General features: G+C 58.5%; 21 protein-coding genes. 6 read left to right on the top strand and 15 right to left on the bottom strand.

Translation table 11 applies throughout. The annotated features are described in order from the left end of the window. Positions 1-139 precede the first annotated feature (139 nt). Both ACW55A_RS07815 and ACW55A_RS07810 read left to right on the top strand, forming a co-directional pair. Positions 140-1,042: a flagellar protein MotY gene (locus ACW55A_RS07815; RefSeq protein WP_003363596.1), complete on the top strand. Its 903-nt coding sequence runs from the start codon at positions 140-142 to the stop codon at positions 1,040-1,042. A gap of 120 nt (positions 1,043-1,162) precedes the next feature. After that, positions 1,163-2,380: an argininosuccinate synthase gene (locus ACW55A_RS07810; RefSeq protein WP_003363593.1), complete on the top strand. Its 1,218-nt coding sequence runs from the start codon at positions 1,163-1,165 to the stop codon at positions 2,378-2,380. 355 nt (positions 2,381-2,735) lie between these two features. On the opposite strand, the gene ACW55A_RS07805 is transcribed toward ACW55A_RS07810, so the two are convergent. Beyond that, entirely contained in the window at positions 2,736-3,263 is a 528-nt protein-coding gene (locus ACW55A_RS07805; protein ID WP_058397258.1) for a hypothetical protein, read from the bottom strand. A gap of 1,277 nt (positions 3,264-4,540) precedes the next feature. Here ACW55A_RS07805 and ACW55A_RS07800 point away from each other — a divergent pair. Continuing rightward, entirely contained in the window at positions 4,541-5,167 is a 627-nt protein-coding gene (locus ACW55A_RS07800; RefSeq protein ID WP_002554843.1) for a response regulator transcription factor, read from the top strand. A gap of 154 nt (positions 5,168-5,321) precedes the next feature. Here the strand turns inward: ACW55A_RS07800 and ACW55A_RS07795 are convergent, their stop codons facing one another. From ACW55A_RS07795 to metG, 4 genes are all read right to left on the bottom strand, one after another. Beyond that, complete coding sequence (locus tag ACW55A_RS07795) at positions 5,322-5,504, bottom strand: PA3496 family putative envelope integrity protein (protein WP_003363588.1); 183 nt, start codon at positions 5,502-5,504, stop codon at positions 5,322-5,324. A gap of 106 nt (positions 5,505-5,610) precedes the next feature. After that, on the bottom strand, positions 5,611-6,249 hold the full coding sequence (gene nth, locus ACW55A_RS07790; protein WP_003363585.1) for an endonuclease III: 639 nt from the start codon (positions 6,247-6,249) through the stop codon (positions 5,611-5,613). Beyond that, complete coding sequence (gene rsxB, locus ACW55A_RS07785; protein WP_368984942.1) at positions 6,246-7,121, bottom strand: electron transport complex subunit RsxB; 876 nt, start codon at positions 7,119-7,121, stop codon at positions 6,246-6,248. The genes nth and rsxB overlap by 4 nt, the downstream gene beginning before the upstream one ends. Positions 7,122-7,252: 131 nt before the next feature. Then, positions 7,253-9,301, bottom strand: a complete 2,049-nt coding sequence (metG, locus tag ACW55A_RS07780; protein ID WP_455808724.1) for a methionine--tRNA ligase — start codon at positions 9,299-9,301, stop codon at positions 7,253-7,255. Between the two features lie 185 nt (positions 9,302-9,486). Here metG and apbC point away from each other — a divergent pair, with 185 nt between their 5' ends. Further along, complete coding sequence (apbC, locus tag ACW55A_RS07775; RefSeq protein WP_498810925.1) at positions 9,487-10,581, top strand: iron-sulfur cluster carrier protein ApbC; 1,095 nt, start codon at positions 9,487-9,489, stop codon at positions 10,579-10,581. A 148-nt stretch (positions 10,582-10,729) separates the two neighbouring features. On the opposite strand, the gene ACW55A_RS07770 is transcribed toward apbC, so the two are convergent. After that, the gene (locus ACW55A_RS07770) at positions 10,730-10,939 is read right to left on the bottom strand and encodes a cold-shock protein (protein WP_002554837.1); all 210 of its coding nucleotides are present in this window, start codon (positions 10,937-10,939) and stop codon (positions 10,730-10,732) included. A 319-nt stretch (positions 10,940-11,258) separates the two neighbouring features. Here ACW55A_RS07770 and dcd point away from each other — a divergent pair, with 319 nt between their 5' ends. Together dcd and ACW55A_RS07760 are read left to right on the top strand one after the other, a co-directional pair. Further along, positions 11,259-11,825 (top strand): dCTP deaminase, encoded by a 567-nt coding sequence (gene dcd / locus ACW55A_RS07765; protein WP_002554836.1) that lies wholly within the window; start codon positions 11,259-11,261, stop codon positions 11,823-11,825. A gap of 113 nt (positions 11,826-11,938) precedes the next feature. Beyond that, positions 11,939-12,157 (top strand): hypothetical protein, encoded by a 219-nt coding sequence (locus ACW55A_RS07760; protein ID WP_003363577.1) that lies wholly within the window; start codon positions 11,939-11,941, stop codon positions 12,155-12,157. 65 nt (positions 12,158-12,222) lie between these two features. On the opposite strand, the gene pdeM is transcribed toward ACW55A_RS07760, so the two are convergent. The 9 genes from pdeM to ACW55A_RS07715 all read right to left on the bottom strand — a co-directional run bounded on the left by pdeM (position 12,223) and on the right by ACW55A_RS07715 (position 22,899). Beyond that, positions 12,223-12,879, bottom strand: a complete 657-nt coding sequence (gene pdeM / locus ACW55A_RS07755; protein WP_044310583.1) for a ligase-associated DNA damage response endonuclease PdeM — start codon at positions 12,877-12,879, stop codon at positions 12,223-12,225. Further along, complete coding sequence (locus ACW55A_RS07750; protein ID WP_455808728.1) at positions 12,876-15,368, bottom strand: ligase-associated DNA damage response DEXH box helicase; 2,493 nt, start codon at positions 15,366-15,368, stop codon at positions 12,876-12,878. Before ACW55A_RS07750 ends, pdeM begins: the two co-directional genes overlap by 4 nt. Before the next feature lie 240 nt (positions 15,369-15,608). Continuing rightward, positions 15,609-16,373, bottom strand: a complete 765-nt coding sequence (locus ACW55A_RS07745) for an ABC transporter ATP-binding protein (RefSeq protein WP_003431202.1) — start codon at positions 16,371-16,373, stop codon at positions 15,609-15,611. Between the two features lie 9 nt (positions 16,374-16,382). After that, positions 16,383-17,501 (bottom strand): succinylglutamate desuccinylase/aspartoacylase family protein, encoded by a 1,119-nt coding sequence (locus ACW55A_RS07740; protein WP_072366769.1) that lies wholly within the window; start codon positions 17,499-17,501, stop codon positions 16,383-16,385. A gap of 12 nt (positions 17,502-17,513) precedes the next feature. Then, positions 17,514-18,224 (bottom strand): ABC transporter permease, encoded by a 711-nt coding sequence (locus ACW55A_RS07735; RefSeq protein ID WP_058416681.1) that lies wholly within the window; start codon positions 18,222-18,224, stop codon positions 17,514-17,516. Beyond that, a complete protein-coding gene (locus ACW55A_RS07730; protein WP_003363567.1) occupies positions 18,221-18,949 on the bottom strand; it encodes an ABC transporter permease in 729 nt (242 codons plus the stop codon). Before ACW55A_RS07730 ends, ACW55A_RS07735 begins: the two co-directional genes overlap by 4 nt. Before the next feature lie 77 nt (positions 18,950-19,026). Continuing rightward, positions 19,027-19,809: a transporter substrate-binding domain-containing protein gene (locus tag ACW55A_RS07725; protein ID WP_003363566.1), complete on the bottom strand. Its 783-nt coding sequence runs from the start codon at positions 19,807-19,809 to the stop codon at positions 19,027-19,029. Positions 19,810-20,152: 343 nt separating this feature from the next. Beyond that, positions 20,153-21,856 (bottom strand): ATP-dependent DNA ligase, encoded by a 1,704-nt coding sequence (locus ACW55A_RS07720; RefSeq protein ID WP_003431199.1) that lies wholly within the window; start codon positions 21,854-21,856, stop codon positions 20,153-20,155. Further along, entirely contained in the window at positions 21,853-22,899 is a 1,047-nt protein-coding gene (locus ACW55A_RS07715; protein ID WP_060708186.1) for a ligase-associated DNA damage response exonuclease, read from the bottom strand. The genes ACW55A_RS07720 and ACW55A_RS07715 overlap by 4 nt, the downstream gene beginning before the upstream one ends. Between the last annotated feature and the right edge of the window lie 336 nt (positions 22,900-23,235).

Here is a 23,235-nt window from a genome sequence, read left to right as displayed (position 1 = left end):
AGGCGGGTCAAACTCGCTGGGAATGCTACCGGAAAAGACTCTCTCAGGCATCCGCTATCAAGTTTTGCATGAAGTTACCGATAGCTCCCTTGTCAGTCGGTAATTTTCTGTTTCGCGTTCATTTCCAGTGGAGCCTCCCGTGCGCCAGCGATATTTAGCCCTGCTCAGCCTGTTTGCCAGCCTCCCGGCGATGGCTATCAGTTTCCAGACGCGTCTGGAGAGCATCGAGTGGAAGGTCGAAGGCGATCAGTTCGAGTGCCGTCTGACTCAACCGATCACCGACTTCGGTGCCGGTGAGTTCGTGCGCCGCGCGGGCGAGCAGGCGACGTTTCGCCTCAAGGCTTCGTACAACATGCTCGGTAACGGCTCCGCGACATTGCTGGCCGCTGCGGCACCGTGGCAACCGGGTCGCGGCGATATCAACCTGGGATCGGTGCGCGTCAGCAATGGCGACATTCCCTTCAATACCTCCCAAGCCCAGGCCGGACGTCTGATCAGCGGTCTGATGGACGGTCGCAGTCCGCTCATTCGCCACTACACGCGAGATGGCGGCCAGATGGAAGTGCGTCTGCTGCCGGTCAAGTTCAGCAAGGCATTCAGCGATTACCAGGCATGCACTGCCAAGCTGTTGCCGATGAACTTCGATCAGATCAAACAGGCCGAAGTGGGTTTCCCGGGCGGCGGTATCGAGCTGGATGCGCGTGCCAAAGCGCGTCTGGACAACATGGTTGCTTATTTGAAGGCCGACCCGACCGTGAATCGTATCGAACTGGACGGCCATTCGGATAACAGTGGCAATCGCCTCACCAACCGTGACCTGTCCCGCCGTCGCGCGCTGGCGGTCATGGATTATTTCAAGGCTCAAGGCATACCCGAGCAGCAAATCACCCTGCGCTTTCATGGCGAGCGCTACCCGCTGGCGCCCAACACCAATGAAGCCAATCGTGCGCGCAACCGTCGGGTGAACGTGCACCTTGAGCGCGTCGCGCCCGATGAGCGCCCGGTGCCGGTTGCGTCTGCCAGCGCAGCACACACTTCTTAAGACCTGTAAAAGGCTCCTGCCAGACGTCGCCTTGTCGTCACAAGCTGTCGCGCCCCTGTAAATTTTCCGGTTTGAACGGTAGAATCAGCGGTTTTCCGTACAACCCGGTGGAGTGATGGCATGGCGGACGTAAACAAGGTAGTTCTCGCGTATTCCGGTGGCCTGGATACTTCGGTAATCCTCAAGTGGCTGCAAGATACGTACAACTGCGAAGTGGTGACCTTTACCGCTGACCTGGGTCAGGGTGAAGAAGTCGAGCCGGCACGCGCCAAGGCGCAGGCCATGGGCGTGAAAGAAATCTACATCGATGACCTGCGCGAAGAGTTCGTGCGTGATTTCGTCTTCCCGATGTTCCGTGCCAACACCGTCTATGAAGGCGAGTACCTGCTGGGTACCTCCATCGCCCGTCCGTTGATCGCCAAGCGTCTGATCGAGATCGCCAACGAAACCGGCGCTGACGCCATTTCCCACGGCGCGACCGGCAAGGGTAACGATCAGGTGCGTTTCGAGCTGGGTGCCTACGCGCTCAAGCCAGGCGTGAAGGTCATTGCTCCATGGCGCGAATGGGATCTGCTGTCGCGTGAAAAACTGATGGACTACGCCGAGAAGCACAACATTCCCATCGAGCGTCACGGCAAGAAGAAATCCCCGTACTCCATGGATGCCAACCTGCTGCACATTTCTTATGAAGGCGGCGTGCTGGAAGACACCTGGACCGAGCACGAAGAAGACATGTGGCGCTGGACCAAGTCCCCTGAGGACGCGCCAAACGTTGCGACCTACCTTGAGCTGACCTATCGCAATGGTGACATCGTTGCGCTGGATGGCGTCGAAATGACCCCGGCCACTGTGCTGGCGACCCTGAACCGCATCGGTGGCGAAAACGGTATCGGCCGTCTGGATATCGTTGAAAACCGTTATGTGGGCATGAAGTCCCGTGGCTGCTACGAGACGCCTGGTGGCACCATCATGCTGCGTGCTCACCGCGCCATCGAATCCATTACCCTGGACCGCGAAGTCGCCCACCTCAAGGACGAACTCATGGCCAAATACGCCAGCCTGATCTACACAGGCTACTGGTGGAGCCCTGAGCGTCTGATGCTGCAGCAGATGATCGACGCGTCTCAGGTTCACGTGAACGGCGTTGTGCGTCTGAAATTGTACAAGGGCAATGTGATCGTCACCGGTCGCAAGTCGGATGATTCGCTGTTCGACGCCAACATTGCCACGTTTGAAGATGACGCAGGCGCCTACGATCAGGCCGATGCAGCGGGCTTCATCAAGCTCAACGCACTGCGCATGCGGATTGCAGCCAACAAGGGCCGCAAGCTGTTCTGATACCGCAAGTTGTTCGACAATTGCAGCCCGTACAGGGCTGCACTTCAAATACTATCGAAAGGGGCATTCCTTCCGGACGTCATGTAAAAAGACGTTGAGCCAGTGAAACCGGTGGTTGATATACAGGGTACATGTACTATGCAAGATAGCAGCGTGTAGCCGACTGCAGAAATATCATGTGTCACGGGTATTCAGTCGTTGAAGATCTTCTTACCGTTAGCGTCGAAAAAGTGCTTATTTGTTTTAGTGTATTCCTACAACAGTTGTAGACGTTCAGGGCAGGGAATAACAGAGTTTTCCATCGGCTCCCTGAAAGGTATCGCACGCTGTCTCTTTTTTGCCTCGTTATTCAGCGTCAGTCGCTCTCCCGTCGCTGGCTGAACTCAAACCGGTACGCCTTGCCGATGCCGAGTACCTGGCGAAGGCTCAGATCGAGTATCCCGGCAATCTCGGACGCGGTGTAGCCCAATGCCGAGTAATGCATGGCGTGACCTGCAACGACGTCATCGATGTCCGTAACGTCATCAAGGGCCTCCCTGCGGGGGGTAAGCAAGGGCTGGCTGAGGTTAACGGTCACGCCATTTTCTGTCGCCAGGCGGCGCACATCCCTTTTACTCATTCGCAATGAATACTGTAACGCGGTAAAACCGGCACCCTTGGCCGCCAGGTATTTCAGTTGCTGCACTTTGCCCGCGTGTTCAAGTCCGTGTTCTACGGCAGGTTGTGTACGAGTGGATGAGGGGGCGGCTAATCCTGCGGCCTCTCCTTCGGGTATGACGGCTATGACGCCACCGCTGGCAACAAAGGCTTCCACTGCGGTGATGAGATCAGAGGCGGTGGGGGTGGAGGTGGGTGGCCGCGTACGAGCGTATTTAGTGTTCATGGTACATCCCTTTTTGAACATGGTTATACACAGGGCCCATTCAAAAGAGTTGCCAGGCGCCCTGAGAGTTTTCAGAAGGCAGCGATGCCGGATTGGTGATATACCCAGTGCCGGAATTAATCCGACCGCGCGATACATGGAGCCTGCTTAAACACATCGCATAGGCACGTGCGCAAGTACAGTGCGCAGCAACAGGGTTTCTTATAGTGGCGCGTGTTCAAGGGCAGTAAGTAATAAAGTTGCTGTTAAAAAAGTAACGACTGGTAATAAATTTTGCAAGGGAAAAATGGCAAGTTATAAGAATTGACCGAGCGGTTTTTATAATGTCTTACGAGTTGTAATGTCACGTCTGCTAATCGTGTAGTCCGTTTCCTATTCGAAAGAATACGTCTGGCTTTGAAATGAAAAATGGTATTTGCTACGTGTCGAAAGAGCTACTTATGGTCTTGAATGATGTAGGGTTATGCTAGGGTGTATGTAAGATTTTGCGACAGTAAGAGAATGGAGCTTGTTGAGTAGAGGCATGTCAATGAGCAGTTCATAGAGGTATGGCACGTTGATGCTATGTATTTGTTTGTAGGATTTTTCTTGCTGTTTTGTGAGGATTCTCCTTAAATAAATATTTGTACGAAATTTTGTAAATAATGTGTAATTTTTAAACCTTATTTACGTATTTAGTGTGTGGGGTGTGTCCAATGGTCTTCGATCATGGGTGTGCAGGTTAGGGCATCCGCATGCAGAAACTTTTCAGTCACCCTGCTAAGGGGCGTTATGGGCAGATGTCGCCTTCCACGCCGCAGATCGTTAGCAATAGGCTTTAACAGCAGATGTGCTCAATCGGGAACGCAGGGAACGACCTGTTTTTTAAATGATTCAGCTAAAGGGAATTGGTTTTAAATTGCTGGCGATAAGCCATGTGTCGGGTCGATTTGTGACGCTGATGCAGGAATGCTCTGGCGATACTGTTAACAGGTGCAACAGGGCCGCATTTTGAATGTAAGAGTTCGGCGATCGTCTGCTGTACGCATTTATCTACTGATGCTGCGATGCTTGTGCTGCAGCGATCAGCAACAAAATTCACCAGGTTCCGGAAAGGAAGGCTTTGTGAGAATTAATAAAAAATGTACGTTCCTGCCAAGTATTGTAGGAAGTTTCTGCTGTAATTGTAGGAATGGTCTTTGGCTGTCAGTCCACAAGGGTGAGCGCCATGCAAAGCAGTAAACGACTAAGTTATTGTGCTGGCTCTGAAAATTCGAATAGCGAAAAATGGACTGCCCATGAATAAAGTGCTGATCGTGGATGATCATCCCGTCATTCGCCTTGCTGTACGCATGCTGATGGAGCGTCATGGCTATGAGGTCATCGCGGAGACTGACAACGGTGTGGATGCGCTGCAACTGGCGCGTGAGCACCTCCCGGATATCGTCATTCTCGATATCGGTATCCCCAAGCTCGACGGGCTGGAGGTAATCGCCCGACTGTCAGCCATGACGTTGCCATTCAAGGTTCTGATCCTCACCTCCCAGGCGCCGGGCCACTTCTCCATGCGCTGCATGCAGGCCGGGGCCGCCGGCTATGTCTGCAAGCAGCAGGATCTGACCGAGCTTCTCAGTGCCATCAAGGCGGTACTGTCAGGGTACAGCTACTTTCCCAACCAGGCGTTGCACACTGTTCGCTCCAGTATGGGCAACGCGAGTGAGTCGGATATGGTCGACCGGCTTTCCGGCAGGGAGATGATGGTTCTGCAGCAGTTGGCCCGAGGCAAGACCAACAAGGAAATTGCAGATGGCATGTTTTTGAGCAACAAGACCGTCAGTACCTACAAAACGCGTTTATTGCTCAAGCTCAACGCGCATTCGCTGGTCGATCTGATCGAGCTTGCGCAGCGTAACGGGCTTGTCTGAGTAAGGATTGTCTAAAAGGAGCTGTGGCTGATGCCCGGTTGTGCAGGTCGGCTATCGAGCCTTCATCTTTCGTAGTGATCACGTATTGAAGCCTCTTCTGCGAGAGGCTTCAAATGCCTTGATCGAGCAAGTCAGTGCGAGGTTTCAGGGCTGTCTAGAAATCGAAGTCGTAATCAGCCAACTGCTTCTGCAAACGCCGTTCTTCAAGCAGGTTGTCGATGGTGCGTCGTTTGCTCAGGTTGGTCTTCGCCGGCTCGACAGTCACTGGTTCTGTGTCGTCCGTGTCGACGGAGACAAGGTCGTCGTCTACGTCCAGTTGTTCGTTATCAGTGCTCATGAAGTCGACTCCAGGGCTTGGGCTCTCTGGCGCTTCTTATATCGACAATCCACAGGTGGGTAAAAAAGATTTTTTCAATCGACAAGGCAGCAATGAGCTGTCTGGCTCAATCGTCGGACGTTTTTGCCTTGTAATCGCATAGATCCTCTATACGGCAACTGCCGCACCGCGGTTTACGGGCCTGGCAAACGTAGCGCCCGTGCAGAATCAACCAGTGATGGGCGTCGAGCAGGTAGTTTTTCGGCACAAATTTCATCAGTTGCCTTTCCACTTCCACCACATTTTTCCCTGGTGCGATGCCTGTGCGGTTGCTGACGCGAAAGATATGCGTGTCTACCGCCATCGCGATCTGGCGGAAAGCGGTGTTGAGCACCACGTTAGCGGTTTTGCGCCCGACGCCCGGCAGCGCCTCGAGTGCTTCTCGGGTTTGCGGTACCTCGCCGTTGTGCAGCTCCACCAGCATGCGGCAGGTTTCAATCACGTTTTTGGCTTTGCTGTTGTAGAGGCCGATTGTCTTGATGTATTCGGAAAGCCCCTCTACACCCAGTTCGTAGATGGCCTGTGGTGTATTGGCGACCGGGTAAAGCCTGGCAGTCGCCTTGTTGACGCTTACGTCGGTGGCCTGGGCGGAAAGGATGACGGCTATCAACAGTTCAAACGGCGTGGTGTAGGCCAATTCGGTTTTCGGGTCCGGATTGTCCTCATGCAGCCTGCGAAAGATTTCCTGGCGTTTTGCGGCATTCATGAACGGAGCTTTTCCTCGGAATCAGCCTGTGCGGGGGGTGGCAGAAGTGCTGCAAGTGTTTGCTCGGCAGCTTCGTATTCTCGCTGCAATTCCACAAGCCTGGCAGCCTGCTCCGCAATGGGAGGGTGACCAAACGCCTTGAGTGACTTGTTGAGCTGCGCGCGGCTCATGGCCAGCGCAATTCGGGCTTTTTTCACCGCTTCATCCGGTCCGGCAGGCTTGTCGTTGCGGGCGAGAGCGACGGCGGATTGAGGCAGCACACTACGAGCGGATTCAATGCGCTGTGACCGCGCAAGGCGCTCTGCCAGCCGCTTTTGCTGTTCACGGTGCAGGCGCGCATTTCGTGCTTCGAAACGCATCCGGGCATGGCTACGCTTGCGCTGCCGCGCCTCCTGCAGCTCGGCGGTAGGGGCCAGACCACCCACGATGGGCGTGACCGTGGCCAGTGGCAGCGGATGCATTTCAATGCAATCCACCGGGCACGGCGCAACGCACAGGTCACAACCTGTGCATTCGTCGATAATCACGGTGTGCATCAGCTTGGATGCGCCAAGAATGGCATCCACGGGGCAGGCCTGAATGCATTTTGTACAACCGATGCACTCTGCTTCGCGAATGAAGGCAACCTGCGCAGGTGCAGTGCCGCGTTGCATATCCAGTGTCAGGACCGGAACAGACAGCAGTTCGGCCAGCTGGACTATCGTTTCATCGCCGCCCGGTGGGCATTTGTTGATGGCTTCACCGCCAGCGATGCCTTCGGCGTAGGGCCTGCAGCCGGGATGGCCGCACTTGCCGCACTGAGTCTGCGGTAGAAGGGCGTCGATACTGCGGATCAGGTCCACGTCGGGAAGCAGGCGAATCAATTCAGTCATGGTCTTGCCAGGTGACCAACAGGTGTTCTGTCTATCGAGAGAGCAGCATTATCGGACAGATCAGGGAGCTTGCGAATGCGTAAAGGCCCGGTATCCGCCTGATGGCAGGATACCGGGCCCTGCGTCGTTTTTTACTTGATGCGCTGGCCTGGCTTGGCGCCACTGTCGGGGCTGAGCAGATAGATCTCCTCACCGCCGGGGCCTGCCGCCATCACCATGCCCTGCGAAATGCCGAAGCGCATTTTTCGCGGCTTGAGGTTGGCGATCATCATGGTCAGACGGCCTTCGAGTTCGGACGGGTTCGGGTAGGCGCTCTTGATGCCGGAAAAGACATTGCGCTGCTCGTCGCCGATGTCCAGGGTCAGGCGCAGCAACTTGTCAGCCCCCTCCACGTGTTCGGCCTTGAGAATCAGTGCAACACGCAGATCGATGGCGGCAAAAGCGTCAAAGTCGATTTCCGCCGACAGTGGGTCTTTGGTGAGTTCGCCATTACCGGCAGGTGCGGTGTCCGCCGACGAGTCGGTAGCGGTCAGGTCTTCCTTGGAGGCAGTGGCCATGGCCTCGACCTTGACCGGGTCGATACGGGTCATCAGTGCCGAGAACGGGTTGAGCTGATGATTGGCCAGCAAGGTCTTGTGGTCTGCCCAGGTCAGTGGTTCGACATTGAGGAATTTTTCCGCATCGGCGGCCAGATTCGGCAGCACCGGCTTGAGGAAAATCACCAACTGGCGGAACAGGTTGATGCCCAGCGCGCATACAGCCTGGACTTCATCCTGCTTGCCTTCCTGCTTGGCCAGCGCCCATGGCGCTTTTTCCGCGATGTAGGCATTGGCGCGGTCCGCCAGGGCCATGGTCTCGCGCATGGCGCGGGCGAAGTCGCGGGCTTCGTAAGCGTCGGCAATGCTGGGTGCAGCCGCCAGAAACGCGTCGGTCAGTTCGGGCGCCGCATTGGCTTCCACCATCACGCCGGCGTTGCCCTTGTGAATGAACCCGGCGCAACGGCTGGCAATGTTGACGACCTTGCCGATCAGGTCGGAGTTGACCTTTTGCACGAAGTCTTCGAGGTTCAGGTCGAGGTCGTCGACGCCACGGCCCAGCTTCGACGCGTAGTAATAGCGCAGGTACTCGGGCGGCAGGTGGTCGAGGTAGGTGCGTGCCTTGATAAAGGTGCCGCGCGATTTCGACATCTTCTGACCATTGACGGTCAGGTAGCCGTGTACGTTGATGCCGGTCGGCGTGCGCAAGGCCGCACCTTCCAGCATGGCTGGCCAGAACAGTGCGTGGAAATTGACGATGTCCTTGCCGATGAAGTGATAGAGCTCGGTGGTCGCGCCCTTTCCCCAGTACGCATCAAAGTCCAGGTCCGGACGACGCGCACACAGGTTCTTGAAGCTGGCCATGTAACCGATCGGCGCATCGAGCCACACGTAGAAGTATTTACCTGGCTCGTCGGGAATTTCAAAGCCGAAATAGGGCGCATCGCGGGAGATGTCCCACTGCTGCAGGCCACTGTCCAGCCATTCGGCGATCTTGTTGGCAACGGCGTCCTGCAGGGTGCCGCTGCGTGTCCAGCTCTTGAGCATGGCGTCGAACGCAGGCAGGTCGAAGAAGAAGTGCTTCGAGTCCTTGAGCACCGGCGTGGCACCGGAAATCGCCGACTTGGGGTCTTTCAGGTCCGTCGGGGCGTAGGTGGCGCCGCACTTTTCACAGTTGTCGCCGTACTGGTCTTCGGCCGCACATTTCGGGCAGGTGCCCTTGATGAAACGGTCGGCCAGGAACATTCTCTTTTCCGGGTCGAAGTACTGGGTAACCGAGCGCGTCGCGATATGACCCGCATCGCGCAGACGCTTGTAGATCATGCTCGACAGCTCGCGGTTCTCGTCCGAGTGCGTCGAGTGGAAATTATCGAAATCCACCAGGAAGTCGGCAAAGTCGGCGCTGTGTTCGGCCTTGACGTTGGCGATCAGTTGCTCTGGCGTGATGCCTTCCTTTTCGGCGCGCAGCATGATCGCCGAGCCATGGGCGTCGTCCGCGCAGACATAAATGCATTGATTGCCGCGGTGCTTCTGAAAACGCACCCACATGTCGGTCTGGATGTACTCGAGCATGTGGCCAAGGTGGATGGAACCATTGGCATAGGGCAGGGCGCTGGTAACGAGAATCTTGCGTGGCTCGGACATGGGGCTCGGCTACTTGAAGTGAAACGGAGACCGGCCACTATAAAGGTCTGAACGATTTTTTTCACCCGTGCGGTTGTGGGAATGCTCCTGAAAGGTGGGCCGCGGTTCAGTGAAATCATGTGGGCTGTTGGCAGAACAGGTACGATAGTCGGCTGTTCCAGTCAGTCTTTTTACGGAGTAAGCCCATGAGCGCAGTCAATCGCGCAGCGGTGGAGACGATTCTTCGCCAGTACACCGACCCCTATATGAATCAGGATCCGGTCACTGCCGGTTGCGTCCGGTCCATCGATATTCAGGGGGCACAGGTCAGCGTGCAACTCGAATTGGGCTATGCCGCCGACCTGTTCAGGAACGGCTGGGCGCAAGTGTTGAAAACTGCCATCGAGAACCTGGAAGGCGTCAGTTCGGCCACGGTCGCCATCAGCAGCGTGATCAGCGCGCACAAGGCCCAGAGCCAGATCCCGGGGCTTACCAATGTGAAAAACATTGTTGCCGTCGCGTCCGGCAAGGGCGGTGTCGGCAAGTCCACGACCGCCGCCAACCTGGCCTTGGCACTGTCTCGCGAGGGCGCACGTGTCGGCATTCTCGATGCCGATATCTATGGGCCTAGCCAAGGGGTGATGTTCGGTATTCCCGAAGGCACGCGGCCGAAGATCAAGGACCAGAAGTGGTTCGTGCCGGTCGAGGCGCATGGCATCGAGGTGATGTCGATGGCCTTTCTGACCGACGACAACACGCCGATGGTCTGGCGCGGACCGATGGTGTCGGGGGCGTTGCTGCAACTGGTCACGCAGACTGCCTGGAATGATCTGGATTATCTGGTTATCGACATGCCGCCCGGCACTGGTGATATCCAGTTGACGCTCGCGCAGAAAGTCCCGGTGGCGGGTGCCGTGATTGTTACCACGCCACAGGATCTGGCCCTGCTGGATGCGAAAAAGGGTGTCGAGATGTTCCGCAAGGTCAACATTCCGGTACTGGGCGTTGTGGAAAACATGGCGGTGCACATCTGCTCCAACTGCGGCCATGCCGAGCATCTGTTCGGTGAGGGTGGCGGCGAGAAGCTGGCGACGCAGTACGATGTCGAGCTGCTGGCGTCACTGCCGCTGTCGATGCTGATTCGCGAGCAGGCAGATGGCGGCAAGCCTACGGCGATTGCCGAGCCGGAGAGTCAGATTGCGATGGTGTATCAGGAGCTGGCACGTCATGTCGGCGCACGGATCGTGTTGCAGGAAGCTGCAAGTCCAGCCATGCCGACCATTTCGGTAAGCGAAGACTGATTGGATAGCGATGATCGGGCGGGGGAGGTGCTTTGCTTCTCTCGTCCCGGTCAGCTGTACAGCAGGTGCTCAGCCGGCGAGAGGTCAAAAGACGGGCAATAAAAAACCCCGCTTTTAAGGGCGGGGTTTTTAAGCGAATCAGTACAAGTTAGATAACTTGAACTTCTTCAGCTTGCATGCCTTTCTGACCGCGGGTAGCGATGAAAGAAACCTGTTGGCCTTCTTTCAGGCTTTTGAAGCCGTCGGATTGGATAGCTTTGAAGTGCACGAACAGGTCGTCACCGGATTGTGGAGTGATGAAGCCGAAGCCTTTTTCATCGTTGAACCACTTAACGGTACCAGTTTGGCGATTGGACATAGTATATCTCCTTGGACAAAGTTAACTGCGGCGTAGGAAGAGCCCTGGCCGAGACTGAGTGCAAAGAGCTGGAAAATTCATGGAGATGGTTGGATCGAAATTCAACATCGTGTAGAGATTCTCAGTGACACAAGCAACACAGTGACGCCACCTTAACCCTTTTTTCCGAACGTGCCAATGGTCTGTTGATGATTATTTCCATTCACAGCGAAACAGCCCGGCCAGTCACGCAAACTCGCGATCTGTTGCCTTTGAACCGTCGGCCTCAGCCCGGTAAGATGCCGGATATCTTTTTCACCTCGCTATTCAGGACACCGCCATGAGCATCAAATCGGACAAGTGGATTCGCCGCATGGCGCAGGAACACGGGATGATCGAGCCCTTCGTAGAGCGCCAGGTACGTGGCGAAGGCGCCGATCGGGTGATCTCTTTCGGGGTGTCCAGTTACGGCTACGACGTGCGTTGCGCCGACGAATTCAAGGTGTTCACCAACATCAATTCGGCCACGGTCGATCCGAAAAACTTCGATGAAAAAAGCTTCGTCGATATCAAGAGCGACGTGTGCATCATCCCTCCCAACTCGTTTGCGCTGGCGCGCACGGTGGAATATTTCCGTATTCCGCGTAACGTTCTGACGATCTGCCTGGGCAAGAGCACCTACGCGCGCTGCGGCATCATCGTCAATGTCACGCCGCTCGAGCCAGAGTGGGAAGGCCATGTAACGCTGGAGTTTTCCAACACCACGACACTGCCGGCCAAGATCTACGCCAACGAAGGCGTGGCGCAGATGCTGTTCCTGGAGTCCGATGAGGAGTGTGAAGTGTCCTACAAGGATCGGGGTGGCAAGTACCAGGGCCAGCGTGGCGTCACCCTGCCACGCACCTGATTTGCGCTTCAGGTGACTAGTGGAATTGAATTAATACTCTATTCCGCACTCTATCTGCTCACATGCTTTCGCATCATTCATTACGTGCGAAGGCCTTTGATCTGGAGTGCCCTATGAAGACTACTTTCAAAATCTCTGAACAGGTTCAATCTCCGCTTAACGAGATCGGGCTGCTCGCCTGGTCATTGATGGCTCATTCCGATCTCAGCCCGGAGCTGAACATGGTCGGTGGCGGGATCCCGGGCGATCCAGGCCCCGACACTCCGTTTCAGCCTACCGAGCCAGGCGGGCCTACTGTTCCGGACGAGCCGCCACCTGCACCTGTGGCCTGATTATTACAAGACTGCCTGCTGCTCTCGCGAGCAGTGGGCAGTTTTTTATAGGGCGACCGGCTACGTTATGCCACTCGCCACACCGCATCACCGCCGGTCACATAGACCGTGCTGTCCTGCGCGGGACGAATCTGAAAACCACCGGTGAATTCGCCGAAGGCTGGCAGCAGACTGACTTGCCGGCCCAGGTAAAAACACGCCAGCCGCAAGCTTTGCCGGCCGCGCCCGTGTAGCCGATACACCGGATGAACGTGCCCGGCCAGTACGTGCAGGTCAGGGTGCGGATCGGGCTCGTGCTGCAGTGCAAATGGCCCGAGTGCCAACGGCTCGGGGACCACATCGATGCCCAGATAAGCGGGCGGATCGCCAGCCCGTTTGTCATGGTTGCCGCGGATCAGTGTGATGCGCAGCGTCGAGCGTTCTGCCCGCCATTGTTCCAGCGCGGCCAGCGTGCCGACCGCGTGAGATTCCGGCGCGTGCAGGAAATCGCCCAGAAAGATCAGATGATCGCAGGGATAGGCCTTCAAAAGGCTGTCCAGGCGGCGCAGATTCTCCTGTGTAGTGCCGTGCGGCACCGGCTGGCCGAGCTTGCGATAGGCGGCCGCCTTGCCAAAGTGCGCATCGGCAATCAGCAAGGATCGTTCGGCGGGGTAGTAGATGGCCTTGTCAGCCAGCAACCACAGCTCTTCTCCTGCCAGCGTGACAGCCAGATACGGGTTCATTGTTCAGTCTCCGGGCCGGCGGCTTTCTCCAGGTCGCGGACCATTCGCGCGATGCGGTCGGCAAGTTTCTCCGAACTGAGGCTTTCGCGAAAGCGTTCGACCAGCAATGGAAAGGCCAGCGGAGTCGCGCGCTTTATTGCGTGCAGGTCCAGCGTGCGGCTGTTGATCTGGCGCAACGTCAGTTCAAGACGCTGCAGGTCCAGTTCCTGACGCAGGACTTCCTGTTCGGCCTGGGTCAGCAGCATGTTGTCCGCGTCGTACTGCTTGAAGACCTCGAAGAACAGTCCGCTGGATGCCTGAAGCTGACGATTGCTCTTGGCCGCGCCAGGGTAGCCGGAAAACACCAGACCGGATATACGCGCGATTTCCCGAAAGCGCCGCAGGGCCAGCTCGCCAGCGTTCAGGCTGGCGATAATATCGGCTAACAGATCCGTTTCGCTGAACAGGTCAGCCTGCAACGCTTGCGCCCAGTCGATCTCGCTGGCACTGAGCAACTCCAGCCCGTAGTCGTTGACGGCAATGGAAAAGGTCAGCGGCCGATGCCGGCTCAGGCGCCAGGCCAGCAGGCTGCCCAGTCCCAGGTGCACGTGTCGGCCGGCGAACGGGTAGAGGAACAGGTGCCAGCCTTCGCGGGATTTGAGTGTTTCGGCCAGCAATGTGTCGCGTCGTGGTAGCCCTGACCACTGCTGCTGCACTTCCAGCAGGGGTTTGATAGCGCGCATTTCCGGGCTGTTGAATTCGCCTCGTGCAGCGGCATCGAACTTCTCCACCACGGCATCCGCCAGTTCGCTGGACAGCGGCATTCGACCGCCATTCCAACGTGGCACGGCGGCTTTCTTGCCGGTCGCGCGCTTGACGTAGGCCGTCATGTTTTCCACTCGAACCAGCTCCAGCAAGCGTCCGCCGAACAGAAAGCCGTCACCGGGTTTGAGTCTGGCGATGAAGCCTTCTTCGACGCTGCCCAGCGAGCCACCGCCGCCACCTTTTTTCCAGTATTTCAGGTTGACGGTGGCCTCACTGACGATGGTCCCCACGCTCATGCGGTGACGTCTGGCGAGACGCGCATCGGGGACGCGCCAGACGCCGTCCTCGTCAGGTTCGGCACGGCGATAATCAGGGTAGGCGGTCAGTGAGTGGCCGCCGTTGCGGACAAACGCCAGCGCCCATTGCCATTGCTCGTCGCTGAGGTCCCGGTAAGCCCAGGCGCTGCGTACCTCGGCGAGCAGCTCATCAGGCAGGAAACCACCGCCCAGAGCGATGCTGACCAGGTGTTGGACCAGCACGTCCAACGGCTGGAGCGGTGATTCGCGGGGCTCGATCATCCGTACTTCGACGGCGTCGTGAGCGGCAGCGGCTTCGACCAGCTCCAGGCTGTGGGTCGGCACCAGCGTCACGCGCGAGGGGCGACCCGGCGCGTGGCCTGAGCGCCCGGCGCGCTGCATCAGGCGCGCGACACCTTTGGGTGAGCCGATTTGCAACACGCGCTCCACCGGTAGAAAGTCCACGCCCAGGTCCAGACTGGAGGTGCACACCACAGCCTTGAGTGCGCCTTCTTTCAACGCGCGCTCGACCCAGTCTCGGACCTCTCGCGCCAGCGACCCGTGATGCAGGGCAATCAACCCGGCCCAGTCGGGGCGGGCTTCCAGTAGCGCCTGATACCAGATTTCCGATTGTGCCCGAGTGTTGGTGAACACCAGACAGCTCGCGCTGCTTTCCACCTCGGCGACGACCTGCGGCAACATGCGCAAGCCCATATGCCCGGCCCACGGGAAGCGTTCGATGGACGGCGGCAACAGCGTATCGACCTGTAAGTCCTTGACGATCTTGCCTTGCACGGTCACGCCGCCGTCGCCGATCAGCACCTGCTGCGCGTGTTGCTGATTGCCCAGCGTCGCGGAAATGCCCCACACGATCAGTTGCGGATTCCAGCGCCTCAGGCGCGCCAGGGCCAGTTGCAACTGCACGCCGCGCTTGTTGCCGATCAGCTCGTGCCATTCGTCCACCACCACCATCTTCAGTGTCGACAGGGCGACATGAGCGTCGGCACGGGTCAGCAGCAGCGTCAGGCTTTCAGGGGTGGTGATCAGGGCAGAGGGCAGCCGCCGGCTCTGCCGGGCCCGTTCGCTGCCGCTGGTATCGCCGGTGCGCAAGCCGACCGACCACGGGATATCCAGTTCAGCCAACGGGGCCTCAAGGGCTCTGGCGGTATCGGCGGCCAAGGCGCGCATGGGCGTGATCCACAGCACACTCAGCGGTTCAGCGGGCGGTTTGCGTTTGCGGGGTTTGTTGTCAGCGGTGAGCGTATTGGCTTTGGCGAAGCGGTTGAGCGCAGCGAACCACACGGCGTAGGTCTTGCCCGAGCCGGTGCTGGCATGCAGCAATCCGGACTCACCGTTTTTTACCGCTGCCCAAACTTCCTTCTGAAACGCAAAGGGCTTCCAGCCCCGGGCGAGAAACCATCGTCGAGCGAAATCGGTGGGTCTGCTCATCCGTTTGAGTGTGCTCTGAGTGGCGTTAAGTCAGAGACAGCAGAGAAAGGGTAATAGTTTTAAATGGTTATGTGGCTGATCGCTCCTGGATTACCCATCGTGCCGATGCTCCGCGTCGACATGCCGTTCTGGACGCTCTGCGTCCTGTTTATGACTCGCAGCGTCATGAAGGCCATTCCCACGCTGGAGCGTGGGAACGAGATTTGAGGGGGGGCAGACGTGTGTACGCAGCAATCGGTACTACTTCAGATTGCCGCTCAAGAACTGCTGCAAACGCTCGCTTTTCGGATTGTTGAGTACTTCGTCCGGGTGGCCGGACTCTTCGATCTGGCCCTGGTGCAGGAACACCACCTGGCTCGCCACCTTGCGTGCGAAACCCATTTCGTGGGTCACCAGAATCATCGTCCGGCCTTCTTCAGCCAGGCCTTGAATGACTTTCAGCACCTCACCGACCAGCTCCGGGTCCAGCGCGGATGTCGGCTCGTCGAAGAGCATGATTTCCGGCTCCATCGCCAGCGCACGGGCAATGGCCACGCGCTGCTGCTGACCACCGGAAAGAAACGCGGGGTACTGATCGGCAACACGCTCCGGCAGACCGACCTTTTCCAGGTATTTGCGCGCGCGCGCCTCGGCTTCGGCCTTGGGCACGCCCAGGACCCGGCGCGGCGCCATGGTGATGTTTTCCAGCACGGTCATGTGCGCCCACAGGTTGAAGTGCTGAAACACCATCGCCAGCCGCGTGCGGATACGCTGCAGCTCATCCGGGTCGGCAACGCGCATGCCGTCCTTGTCGCTGACCATGCGCACTTGCTTGCCATCCAGGCTCATCGCCCCGTCACTGGGTTGTTCGAGAAAATTGATACAGCGCAAAAAGGTGCTCTTGCCGGAGCCGCTGGCCCCGATCAGGCAGATGACGTCACCGCTGCTGGCCTTGAGCGATACGCCTTTGAGCACGTGATTGTCGCCATAGCTTTTGTGCAGGCCATCGATGGTCAGTTTTTGCATGACAGGTCCTCAAGGAGAAAGTAGATAGCCGCTGCGATAGGCCTGGGTGCCGGCGATGTGCGCAATGACCATGCCGGCAGTCGCCATGCGGCGCAGCGAACGCGCATACAGCAGGCCTGCGTTGAGGGCATGGATGCAGGTCACGGTGTCGCTGATGGGGTCGATGACCTCGGCAATCAGCTGGCCGGCCTCGACGTGTTCGCCAGGCATCGCACAGAACACCAGCAGGCCGCCGACCGGCGTAGCCACCGGTTCGACCGCTGCCAGTGGCGTAGCGGGGTAGAGCAGTTCGGGCAGCGGCTGCAGATCGCCGTCGATGATGCCAGCGTCGATCAGGTAATGGATGATCGCCTGACAGTCGCGGCTGGCCAGCGCATGGTTCACATCGCCTTGTCCGCGCAGCTCCAGGGTCACTGAAAAGCTGCCCATGGGAATCGGAAAACGCTCGCCAAAGCGTTGCTGCAATTGCCACCAGACCAGCGTAAAGCACTCATCGAACGACTGACCGCCTGAGTCGGTTGCCAGCAGGCTGGCTTGCGCGCCCAGGTAGCGTGAGAGCGGTTCGACTTTTGGCCAGGCCTCGGGCGTGGTGTACAGGTGCTCGACCGACTCGAAATCACAATGCAGGTCCAGCACGATGTCGGCGTCGCAGGCCAGGCGCTGCAGGGTCAGGCGCAGCGATTGCAACTGGGTGGTCGCCGACAGGGCATTCAGCGCCGCCAGCAGGCTGTCCCTGACCAGTGCGCGGTTGTGCTCTGCGTCGGCAGTCAGTCGGGCTGCAATGTCATCACCGACCTGAGTGCCGAGATCGCTGAACCAGCGATTGAAATTCTGGCCGCTTTCCAGCTCGTAGCGGCCCAGCGGGGTGTCCATCAGCACCTGTTCCAGACCGATCGGGTTGGCGACGGGCACCACAACGATTTCGCCCAGCAGGCGCCCGGCATTTTCCAGTTCGGCCAGACGCTGCTTCAGGTACCAGGCCACCAGCATTCCGGGCAGCTCATCGGCATGCAGCGACGCCTGGACATAGACTTTGCCGGTGCCGTTTTGCGGACCGTAATGGAAGCTGTGGATCTGCCGGCCAGTGCCGGGCACTGGCGACAGCAAGTCATGGGTGTGGTGGCGCATGTTCAGTCCTGATTAATGGGCCGGGCCGAGAAAGGCCAGCCAGCGGCGTTCGGCAAGGCGGAACAGCCCGACCAGAATGAACGTCACGGTCAGGTACATGACGGCGGCGATACCGAAGGACTGGAAGGTCATGAAAGTGGCAGAGTTGGCGTCCCGCGCTACTTTCAGGATGTCCGGCACCGTGGCGGTAAAGGCCACGGTGGTCGAGTGCAGCATCAGGATCACTTCGTTGCTGTAATACGGCAGCGAACGGCGCAGCACCGACGGCATGATCACGTAGGCGTAAAGCTTCCAGCCGGTCAGGCCGTAGGCCTTGGCCGCTTCGACTTCGCCGTGGGCCATGCTGCGGATCGCCCCGGCAAAGATCTCCGTGGTGTAGGCGCAGGTGTTCAGAGTGAAGGCCAGGATCGTGCAGTTCATCGCATCGCGAAAGAACGCATCAAGCATCGGCTGTTCACGCACCGCAGCAATGCTGTAAATGCCGGTGTAGCAGATCAGCAACTGTATATAGAGGGGCGTGCCGCGAAACAGGTAGGTGTAGAACTGCACCGGCCAGCGCACCCAGCGGTTTTTCGACACCCGCGCAATCGACAGCGGGACCGACACGCAGAAGCCGATGGCGATGGAGGCGCTGAGCAGCCACATGGTCATCGCCAGGCCGGTGACGTTGACGCCATCTGTATAAAGGAAGGGCTTCCAGTATTCCTGCAGCAATTCGATCATCGCTGTGCCTCCCGGCTGCCTGCGGCGTAATACCGCTCAGCCCAACGCAGGGCGAAGTTCGAGGCGCTGGTGATCAGCAGGTAGATCAATGCCGCCAGTACCAGAAAGTAGAACAGCTGATAGGTGCTCTTACCCGCGTCCTGTGACGCCTTGACCAGATCGGCCAGGCCGATGATCGACACCAGCGCAGTCGCCTTGAGCAGCACCTGCCAGTTGTTGCCGATGCCCGGCAGCGCATAACGCATCATCTGCGGGAATACGACGTAACGAAAGCGCTGGCCGCGTTTCAGTCCATAGGCTGTCGCTGCTTCCACCTGACCGCGAGGCACGGACAGAATCGCGCCGCGAAACGTCTCGGTGAAATACGCACCATAGATGAAGCCCAGGGTGATGACGCCTGCGCCGAACGGGTTGATCTCGATGTATTCCCATTCCATCGCGTCGGTCAGCATGGTGAGCCAGGTTTGCAGGCTGTAGAAAATCAGCAGCATCAACACCAGGTCCGGAACACCACGGATCAGTGTCGTGTAAATTTGCGCCGGCACGCGCAGCAGCGCGGAGCTCGACAGTTTGGCGCTGGCCCCGATCAGTCCGAGCAGAATGCTCAGAGCAAGCGACAGCACAGCCAGTTTGACGGTCATCCAGGTGCCTTCCAGCAACAGCGGGCCAAAGCCCTTCAGGCTGAATGCCGAGAGTCCCAGGTTTTGCATGAGTGCATCGAGCATGGATAGGCCTTGTTACCAACAAAAACGCCCACCGATCGGGCGACGAATCATCGCCGAAATCGATGGGCGTCGGGGTGTTATTTACCGCTATAGAGATTCAGGTCGCCAAAGTGTTTTTTCTGGATTTCAGCGTAGGTGCCGTCGTCGTGCATCGCCTTGATGCCTTTATCCAGCAGCGCTTTGAGTTCCTTGTTGCCCTTGGCAATGCCGATGGCGGTTTTGGCCGGCAGCAGTTCGCTGTCGACAGGCTTGCTGACTTCGTAGTCGGCACCGGCTGGCGATTTGAGGAAGCCCAGTTCGGCCTGCAGCATGTCCTGGATAGAAGCGTCCAGACGGCCCGAAGTCAGGTCGGCGTAAACCTGGTCCTGGTTGGCATAGGCCTTGGTGGATACACCAGCCTTGTCCAGTACGGCCTTGGCGTAGGCTTCCTGGATGGTGCCTTGCTCATAGCCCACGGTCTTGCCTTTCAGGCTGGCCGGGTCGGCGGTCAGGCCTGCACCTTTCTTGAACACCAGCGAGGTCGGGCCGGAGAACAGTTCGTTGGAGAAGTCGATGACTTTTTCGCGAGCCGGGGTCACGGTCATCGAGGAAATGACGCCGTCGAATTTGCGTGCCTTGAGGCCAGGGATCATGCCGTCGAAGTCGCTTTCGACCCATTTGCAGGTGACTTTCAGCTCTTTGCAGATCGCGTTGCCCAGATCGATATCGAAACCGACCAGGCTGCCGTCGGCCGCTTTGGACTCGAACGGTGCGTAAGATGGATCGACGCCGAAGCGCAGTTCCTTGTATTCCTTGGCCATGGTGTTACCGGCGGCGATGCACAGAGCCAGTGCAGAAAGAGTCAGCCATGCTTTTTTCATTGTTCAGTCCTTAAAACCTTAAATGGGGCGTTGGGAATACGCGAAGCGTGCTACCGGCAAGTGCCAGACAGGCATTGGTTAGCAATTTCCGAACCAGAGGAACGAACGTGCGTTTGAAATATAAGGGGTTGTCGCTATTTCATATAAACGGCTGGCAATAGGCCGCCCATGCGCGCTTACAGGGCTGGTGTTCATCGCCCGGTCCTACACAAGATGCTTTTTCAGGTAAGAAAGAGCGGAAGATTGGTAACGAATCGGGAAGTTTCCTGCGTGGAGACGGGATGATTCGTTCGTCGGTGTTTCAAAAAGGTGCACGGTATTTATCGTGCGCCTTTTTGGTGCTCTAGTTCAGCAGGTCCTGCAGCGTCGCCAGACTGTCGGCTTCGGCGACCGGCTTGTCCTGCCGCCAGCGCAGCATGCGCGGAAAACGCACCGCGATGCCGCTCTTGTGGCGCTTCGACAGCGCGATACCTTCAAAGCCGAGCTCGAACACCAGCGTCGGGGTGACGCTGCTGACCGGACCGAATTTCTCCACCGTCGTCTTGCGAACGATGGCGTCGACCTTGCGCATTTCTTCATCGGTCAGCCCCGAGTAGGCCTTGGCGAACGGCACCAGGGTGCGCTCACTGGCGTCGGGCGGGCCGTCCCACACTGCAAAGGTGTAGTCGCTATACAGGCTGGCGCGTCGTCCGTGACCGCGTTGCGCGTAAATCAGCACGGCGTCGACACTGAACGGATCGATTTTCCATTTCCACCACACCCCCATGTCTTTGGTGCGACCGACCCCATACAACGAGTCGCGAGCCTTGAGCATCATGCCCTCGACGCCCAGGCTGCGAGAGGCCTCGCGCTGGGTGGCCAGATCGAGCCAATCCTTCCCGCTGAGCACCGGGGAGGGCATCAGCACCTCGCTCTGGCAGGTTTCGATCAGCGCTTCCAGTTGCGCACGGCGCTCATGTTGCGGGCGACTGCGCCAGTCATCGCCTTGCCACTCCAGCAGGTCATAGGCGAGCACCACGACCGGAACGTCGGCAAGAATCTTTTTGCCGAGCGTCTTTCGGCCTATGCGCTGTTGCAGCAGGGCGAACGGTTGAACCGAGGGCGCAGCCGCAGGCGCATCGCTGTTCAAGGCAAACTCCGCATCGGCATCGGGGTTCGCATCGGGGGCTTTCCAGACCACGATTTCGCCATCGATCACCGTGCCGTCCGGCAGGCACTGCACCAGGCTGTGCAACTCTGGAAAACGGTCGGTCACCAGCTCCTCGCCGCGCGACCAGATCCACAAGCGTCCGTCACGCTTGACCAGTTGCGCGCGAATACCGTCCCACTTCCATTCCACCTGCCAGTTCTGCGCCGGGCCGAGCAACTCCTCGAACTGATCGGCGGGCTGTTGCAGGGAGTGGGCGAGGAAAAACGGGTAAGGCTGGCCGCCGCGTTGGGCGTGCTCATCTTCGGATTCAGGCGCGATCAGCTTCAAATAGCGTTCGGCGCTGGGTCGGTGCGACAGGTCGGTGTAGCCCACCAGTCGTTGTGCGACCCGCTTGCTGTCGATGTCTGCCAGCGCTGCCAGCGCACGGGTGACCAGCAGCTTGGACACGCCGACGCGGAAGCTGCCGGTGATCAGCTTGATACAGACCATCAGGCTGCTGCGATCCAGCTGCGACCAGAACAGCGGCAACCGCTCGGCGAGTTCTTCAGGCGGCAGGCCGCGCAATGGCAACAGCTTGTCTTCCATCCATGTGGCCAGACCTTCGTCATTACTGTGGTCGGCCTGGGGCAGTAACAGCGACAGGGTTTCCGCCAGGTCGCCGACCGCCTGATAGCTTTCTTCGAACAGCCATTCCGGCAGATTTGCCAGGGTCATTGCCTGCTCGCGCAGCACACGAGTAGGCACCAGTTGCCGTGGACGTCCGCCTGACAGAAAGTACACCGCCCAGGCGGCGTCCTCTGCTGCCGCCTTTTCGAAGTAGTCGCGCATGGCGGCAAGTTTGGCGTTGCTTGACGTAGTCGCGTCCAGTTGTGCGTAGAGTTCAGCGAAAGCTTTCATGACTGAGCCTCACCCGTGCCTGCCGCCTCGGGTTCCCTGGTTGCCGGGTTGCTGTCTTCTTCATCGCCGTATTCGGTGCTGAAGCCTTGCGCATCCAGGCCCAGTTCACGCAGGTAGCGCACCAGTATGCCGACCGAACCGTGGGTCACCATGACGCGTTCGGCGCCGGTCTGTTCGACAGCCCATAGCAGGCCCGGCCAGTCGGCGTGATCGGACAGCACAAAACCACGATCCACACCGCGCCGGCGTCGTGTACCGCGCAGCATCATCCAGCCGCTGGCAAACGCATCGCTGTATTCCCCAAAGCGCTTCATCCAGCTGCTGCCGCCTGCCGAAGGCGGGGCGAGAATCAACGCCTGGCGCAGTGCGGGATCGGTCTTTTTGAAATCGCCGGCGTATTGGGTTTCGGGGATGTAGATGCCGCCCTCGCGATACACACGGTTCAGCGGTTCAACGGCGCCGTGGACCAGAATCGGCCCGATCTGCGCGTCGATGCCATGCAGAATGCGCTGGGCCTTGCCGAACGAATAGGCGAACAACACGCTGGCCTTGCCCTGGGCTGCATTGGCACGCCACCACTGGTTGATGCCTTCGAAGATCTGCGCCTGCGGTGCCCAGCGATAGATCGGCAGGCCGAAGGTCGATTCGGTGATAAAGGTATGACAGCGCACCGGTTCGAAGGCCGCACACGTGCCGTCCGGCTCGACTTTGTAATCGCCGGAAGCAACCCAGACCTCGCCTTGGTACTCCAGTCGCACTTGCGCCGACCCCAACACATGCCCGGCCGGATGCAGGCTGAGTTTCACGCCGTGATGGGTGATGGTTTCGCCGTATTCCAGGGTCTGCAGATTAATGTCCTGCCCGAGGCGCGAACGCAGAATGCCCTCGCCACTGGCCGCCGACAGGTAATGCTCGTTGCCGGTACGGGCATGGTCACCATGCGCGTGGGTGATGACTGCCCGTTCGACAGGACGCCATGGATCGATGTAGAAATCACCGGGTGGGCAGTACAAACCTTCGGGGCGTGCAACGACAAGATCCATGGGGCAACCGTATGGATGGGCTTGTTAGCTATGAGCCGGTAAGGATCTGGAAGTTCGGGGAGTTTGCGTGAGGGCTGCGAAGCGTGAGGTGCGATAAATGTCCAAAAGAACACTATCGTGCATAAAAGCGCTTTTTTGTCGCGATGGCACAGACGACGCCGAGTGCGACGTAAGTGACAGGGCGAAGGAACCCGACGAAGTCGGGCCGGAAACCGGAGCGAAAGGCGTTGGTTACTTTGGCCTCATCAAAGTAACTCGCCGAGGGGCGAAAAGGTGACTTGAGTCGAGCCTAAATCCACCTGACACCACAGAACCGCTGTGTGACGCAGAGCGTCA

Source organism: Plantibacter cousiniae (nom. nud.) (assembly GCF_977070315.1).
The sequence above is the reverse complement of the archived record's forward strand: the minus strand, read 5'-3'. Positions and strand labels throughout refer to the sequence as shown.

Bases quoted from the DNA above. Each gene is read 5' to 3' on its own strand.
- ACW55A_RS07810 (WP_003363593.1), top strand. From the start codon at position 1,163: ATGGCGGACGTAAACAAGGTAGTTCTCGCGTATTCCGGTGGCCTGGAT.
- ACW55A_RS07805 (WP_058397258.1), bottom strand. From the start codon at position 3,263: ATGAACACTAAATACGCTCGTACGCGGCCACCCACCTCCACCCCCACC.
- ACW55A_RS07800 (WP_002554843.1), top strand. From the start codon at position 4,541: ATGAATAAAGTGCTGATCGTGGATGATCATCCCGTCATTCGCCTTGCT.
- ACW55A_RS07795 (WP_003363588.1), bottom strand. From the start codon at position 5,504: ATGAGCACTGATAACGAACAACTGGACGTAGACGACGACCTTGTCTCC.
- nth (WP_003363585.1), bottom strand. From the start codon at position 6,249: ATGAATGCCGCAAAACGCCAGGAAATCTTTCGCAGGCTGCATGAGGAC.
- rsxB (WP_368984942.1), bottom strand. From the start codon at position 7,121: ATGACTGAATTGATTCGCCTGCTTCCCGACGTGGACCTGATCCGCAGT.
- metG (WP_455808724.1), bottom strand. From the start codon at position 9,301: ATGTCCGAGCCACGCAAGATTCTCGTTACCAGCGCCCTGCCCTATGCC.
- apbC (WP_498810925.1), top strand. From the start codon at position 9,487: ATGAGCGCAGTCAATCGCGCAGCGGTGGAGACGATTCTTCGCCAGTAC.
- ACW55A_RS07770 (WP_002554837.1), bottom strand. From the start codon at position 10,939: ATGTCCAATCGCCAAACTGGTACCGTTAAGTGGTTCAACGATGAAAAA.
- dcd (WP_002554836.1), top strand. From the start codon at position 11,259: ATGAGCATCAAATCGGACAAGTGGATTCGCCGCATGGCGCAGGAACAC.
- ACW55A_RS07760 (WP_003363577.1), top strand. From the start codon at position 11,939: ATGAAGACTACTTTCAAAATCTCTGAACAGGTTCAATCTCCGCTTAAC.
- pdeM (WP_044310583.1), bottom strand. From the start codon at position 12,879: ATGAACCCGTATCTGGCTGTCACGCTGGCAGGAGAAGAGCTGTGGTTG.
- ACW55A_RS07750 (WP_455808728.1), bottom strand. From the start codon at position 15,368: ATGAGCAGACCCACCGATTTCGCTCGACGATGGTTTCTCGCCCGGGGC.
- ACW55A_RS07745 (WP_003431202.1), bottom strand. From the start codon at position 16,373: ATGCAAAAACTGACCATCGATGGCCTGCACAAAAGCTATGGCGACAAT.
- ACW55A_RS07740 (WP_072366769.1), bottom strand. From the start codon at position 17,501: ATGCGCCACCACACCCATGACTTGCTGTCGCCAGTGCCCGGCACTGGC.
- ACW55A_RS07735 (WP_058416681.1), bottom strand. From the start codon at position 18,224: ATGATCGAATTGCTGCAGGAATACTGGAAGCCCTTCCTTTATACAGAT.
- ACW55A_RS07730 (WP_003363567.1), bottom strand. From the start codon at position 18,949: ATGCTCGATGCACTCATGCAAAACCTGGGACTCTCGGCATTCAGCCTG.
- ACW55A_RS07725 (WP_003363566.1), bottom strand. From the start codon at position 19,809: ATGAAAAAAGCATGGCTGACTCTTTCTGCACTGGCTCTGTGCATCGCC.
- ACW55A_RS07720 (WP_003431199.1), bottom strand. From the start codon at position 21,856: ATGAAAGCTTTCGCTGAACTCTACGCACAACTGGACGCGACTACGTCA.
- ACW55A_RS07715 (WP_060708186.1), bottom strand. From the start codon at position 22,899: ATGGATCTTGTCGTTGCACGCCCCGAAGGTTTGTACTGCCCACCCGGT.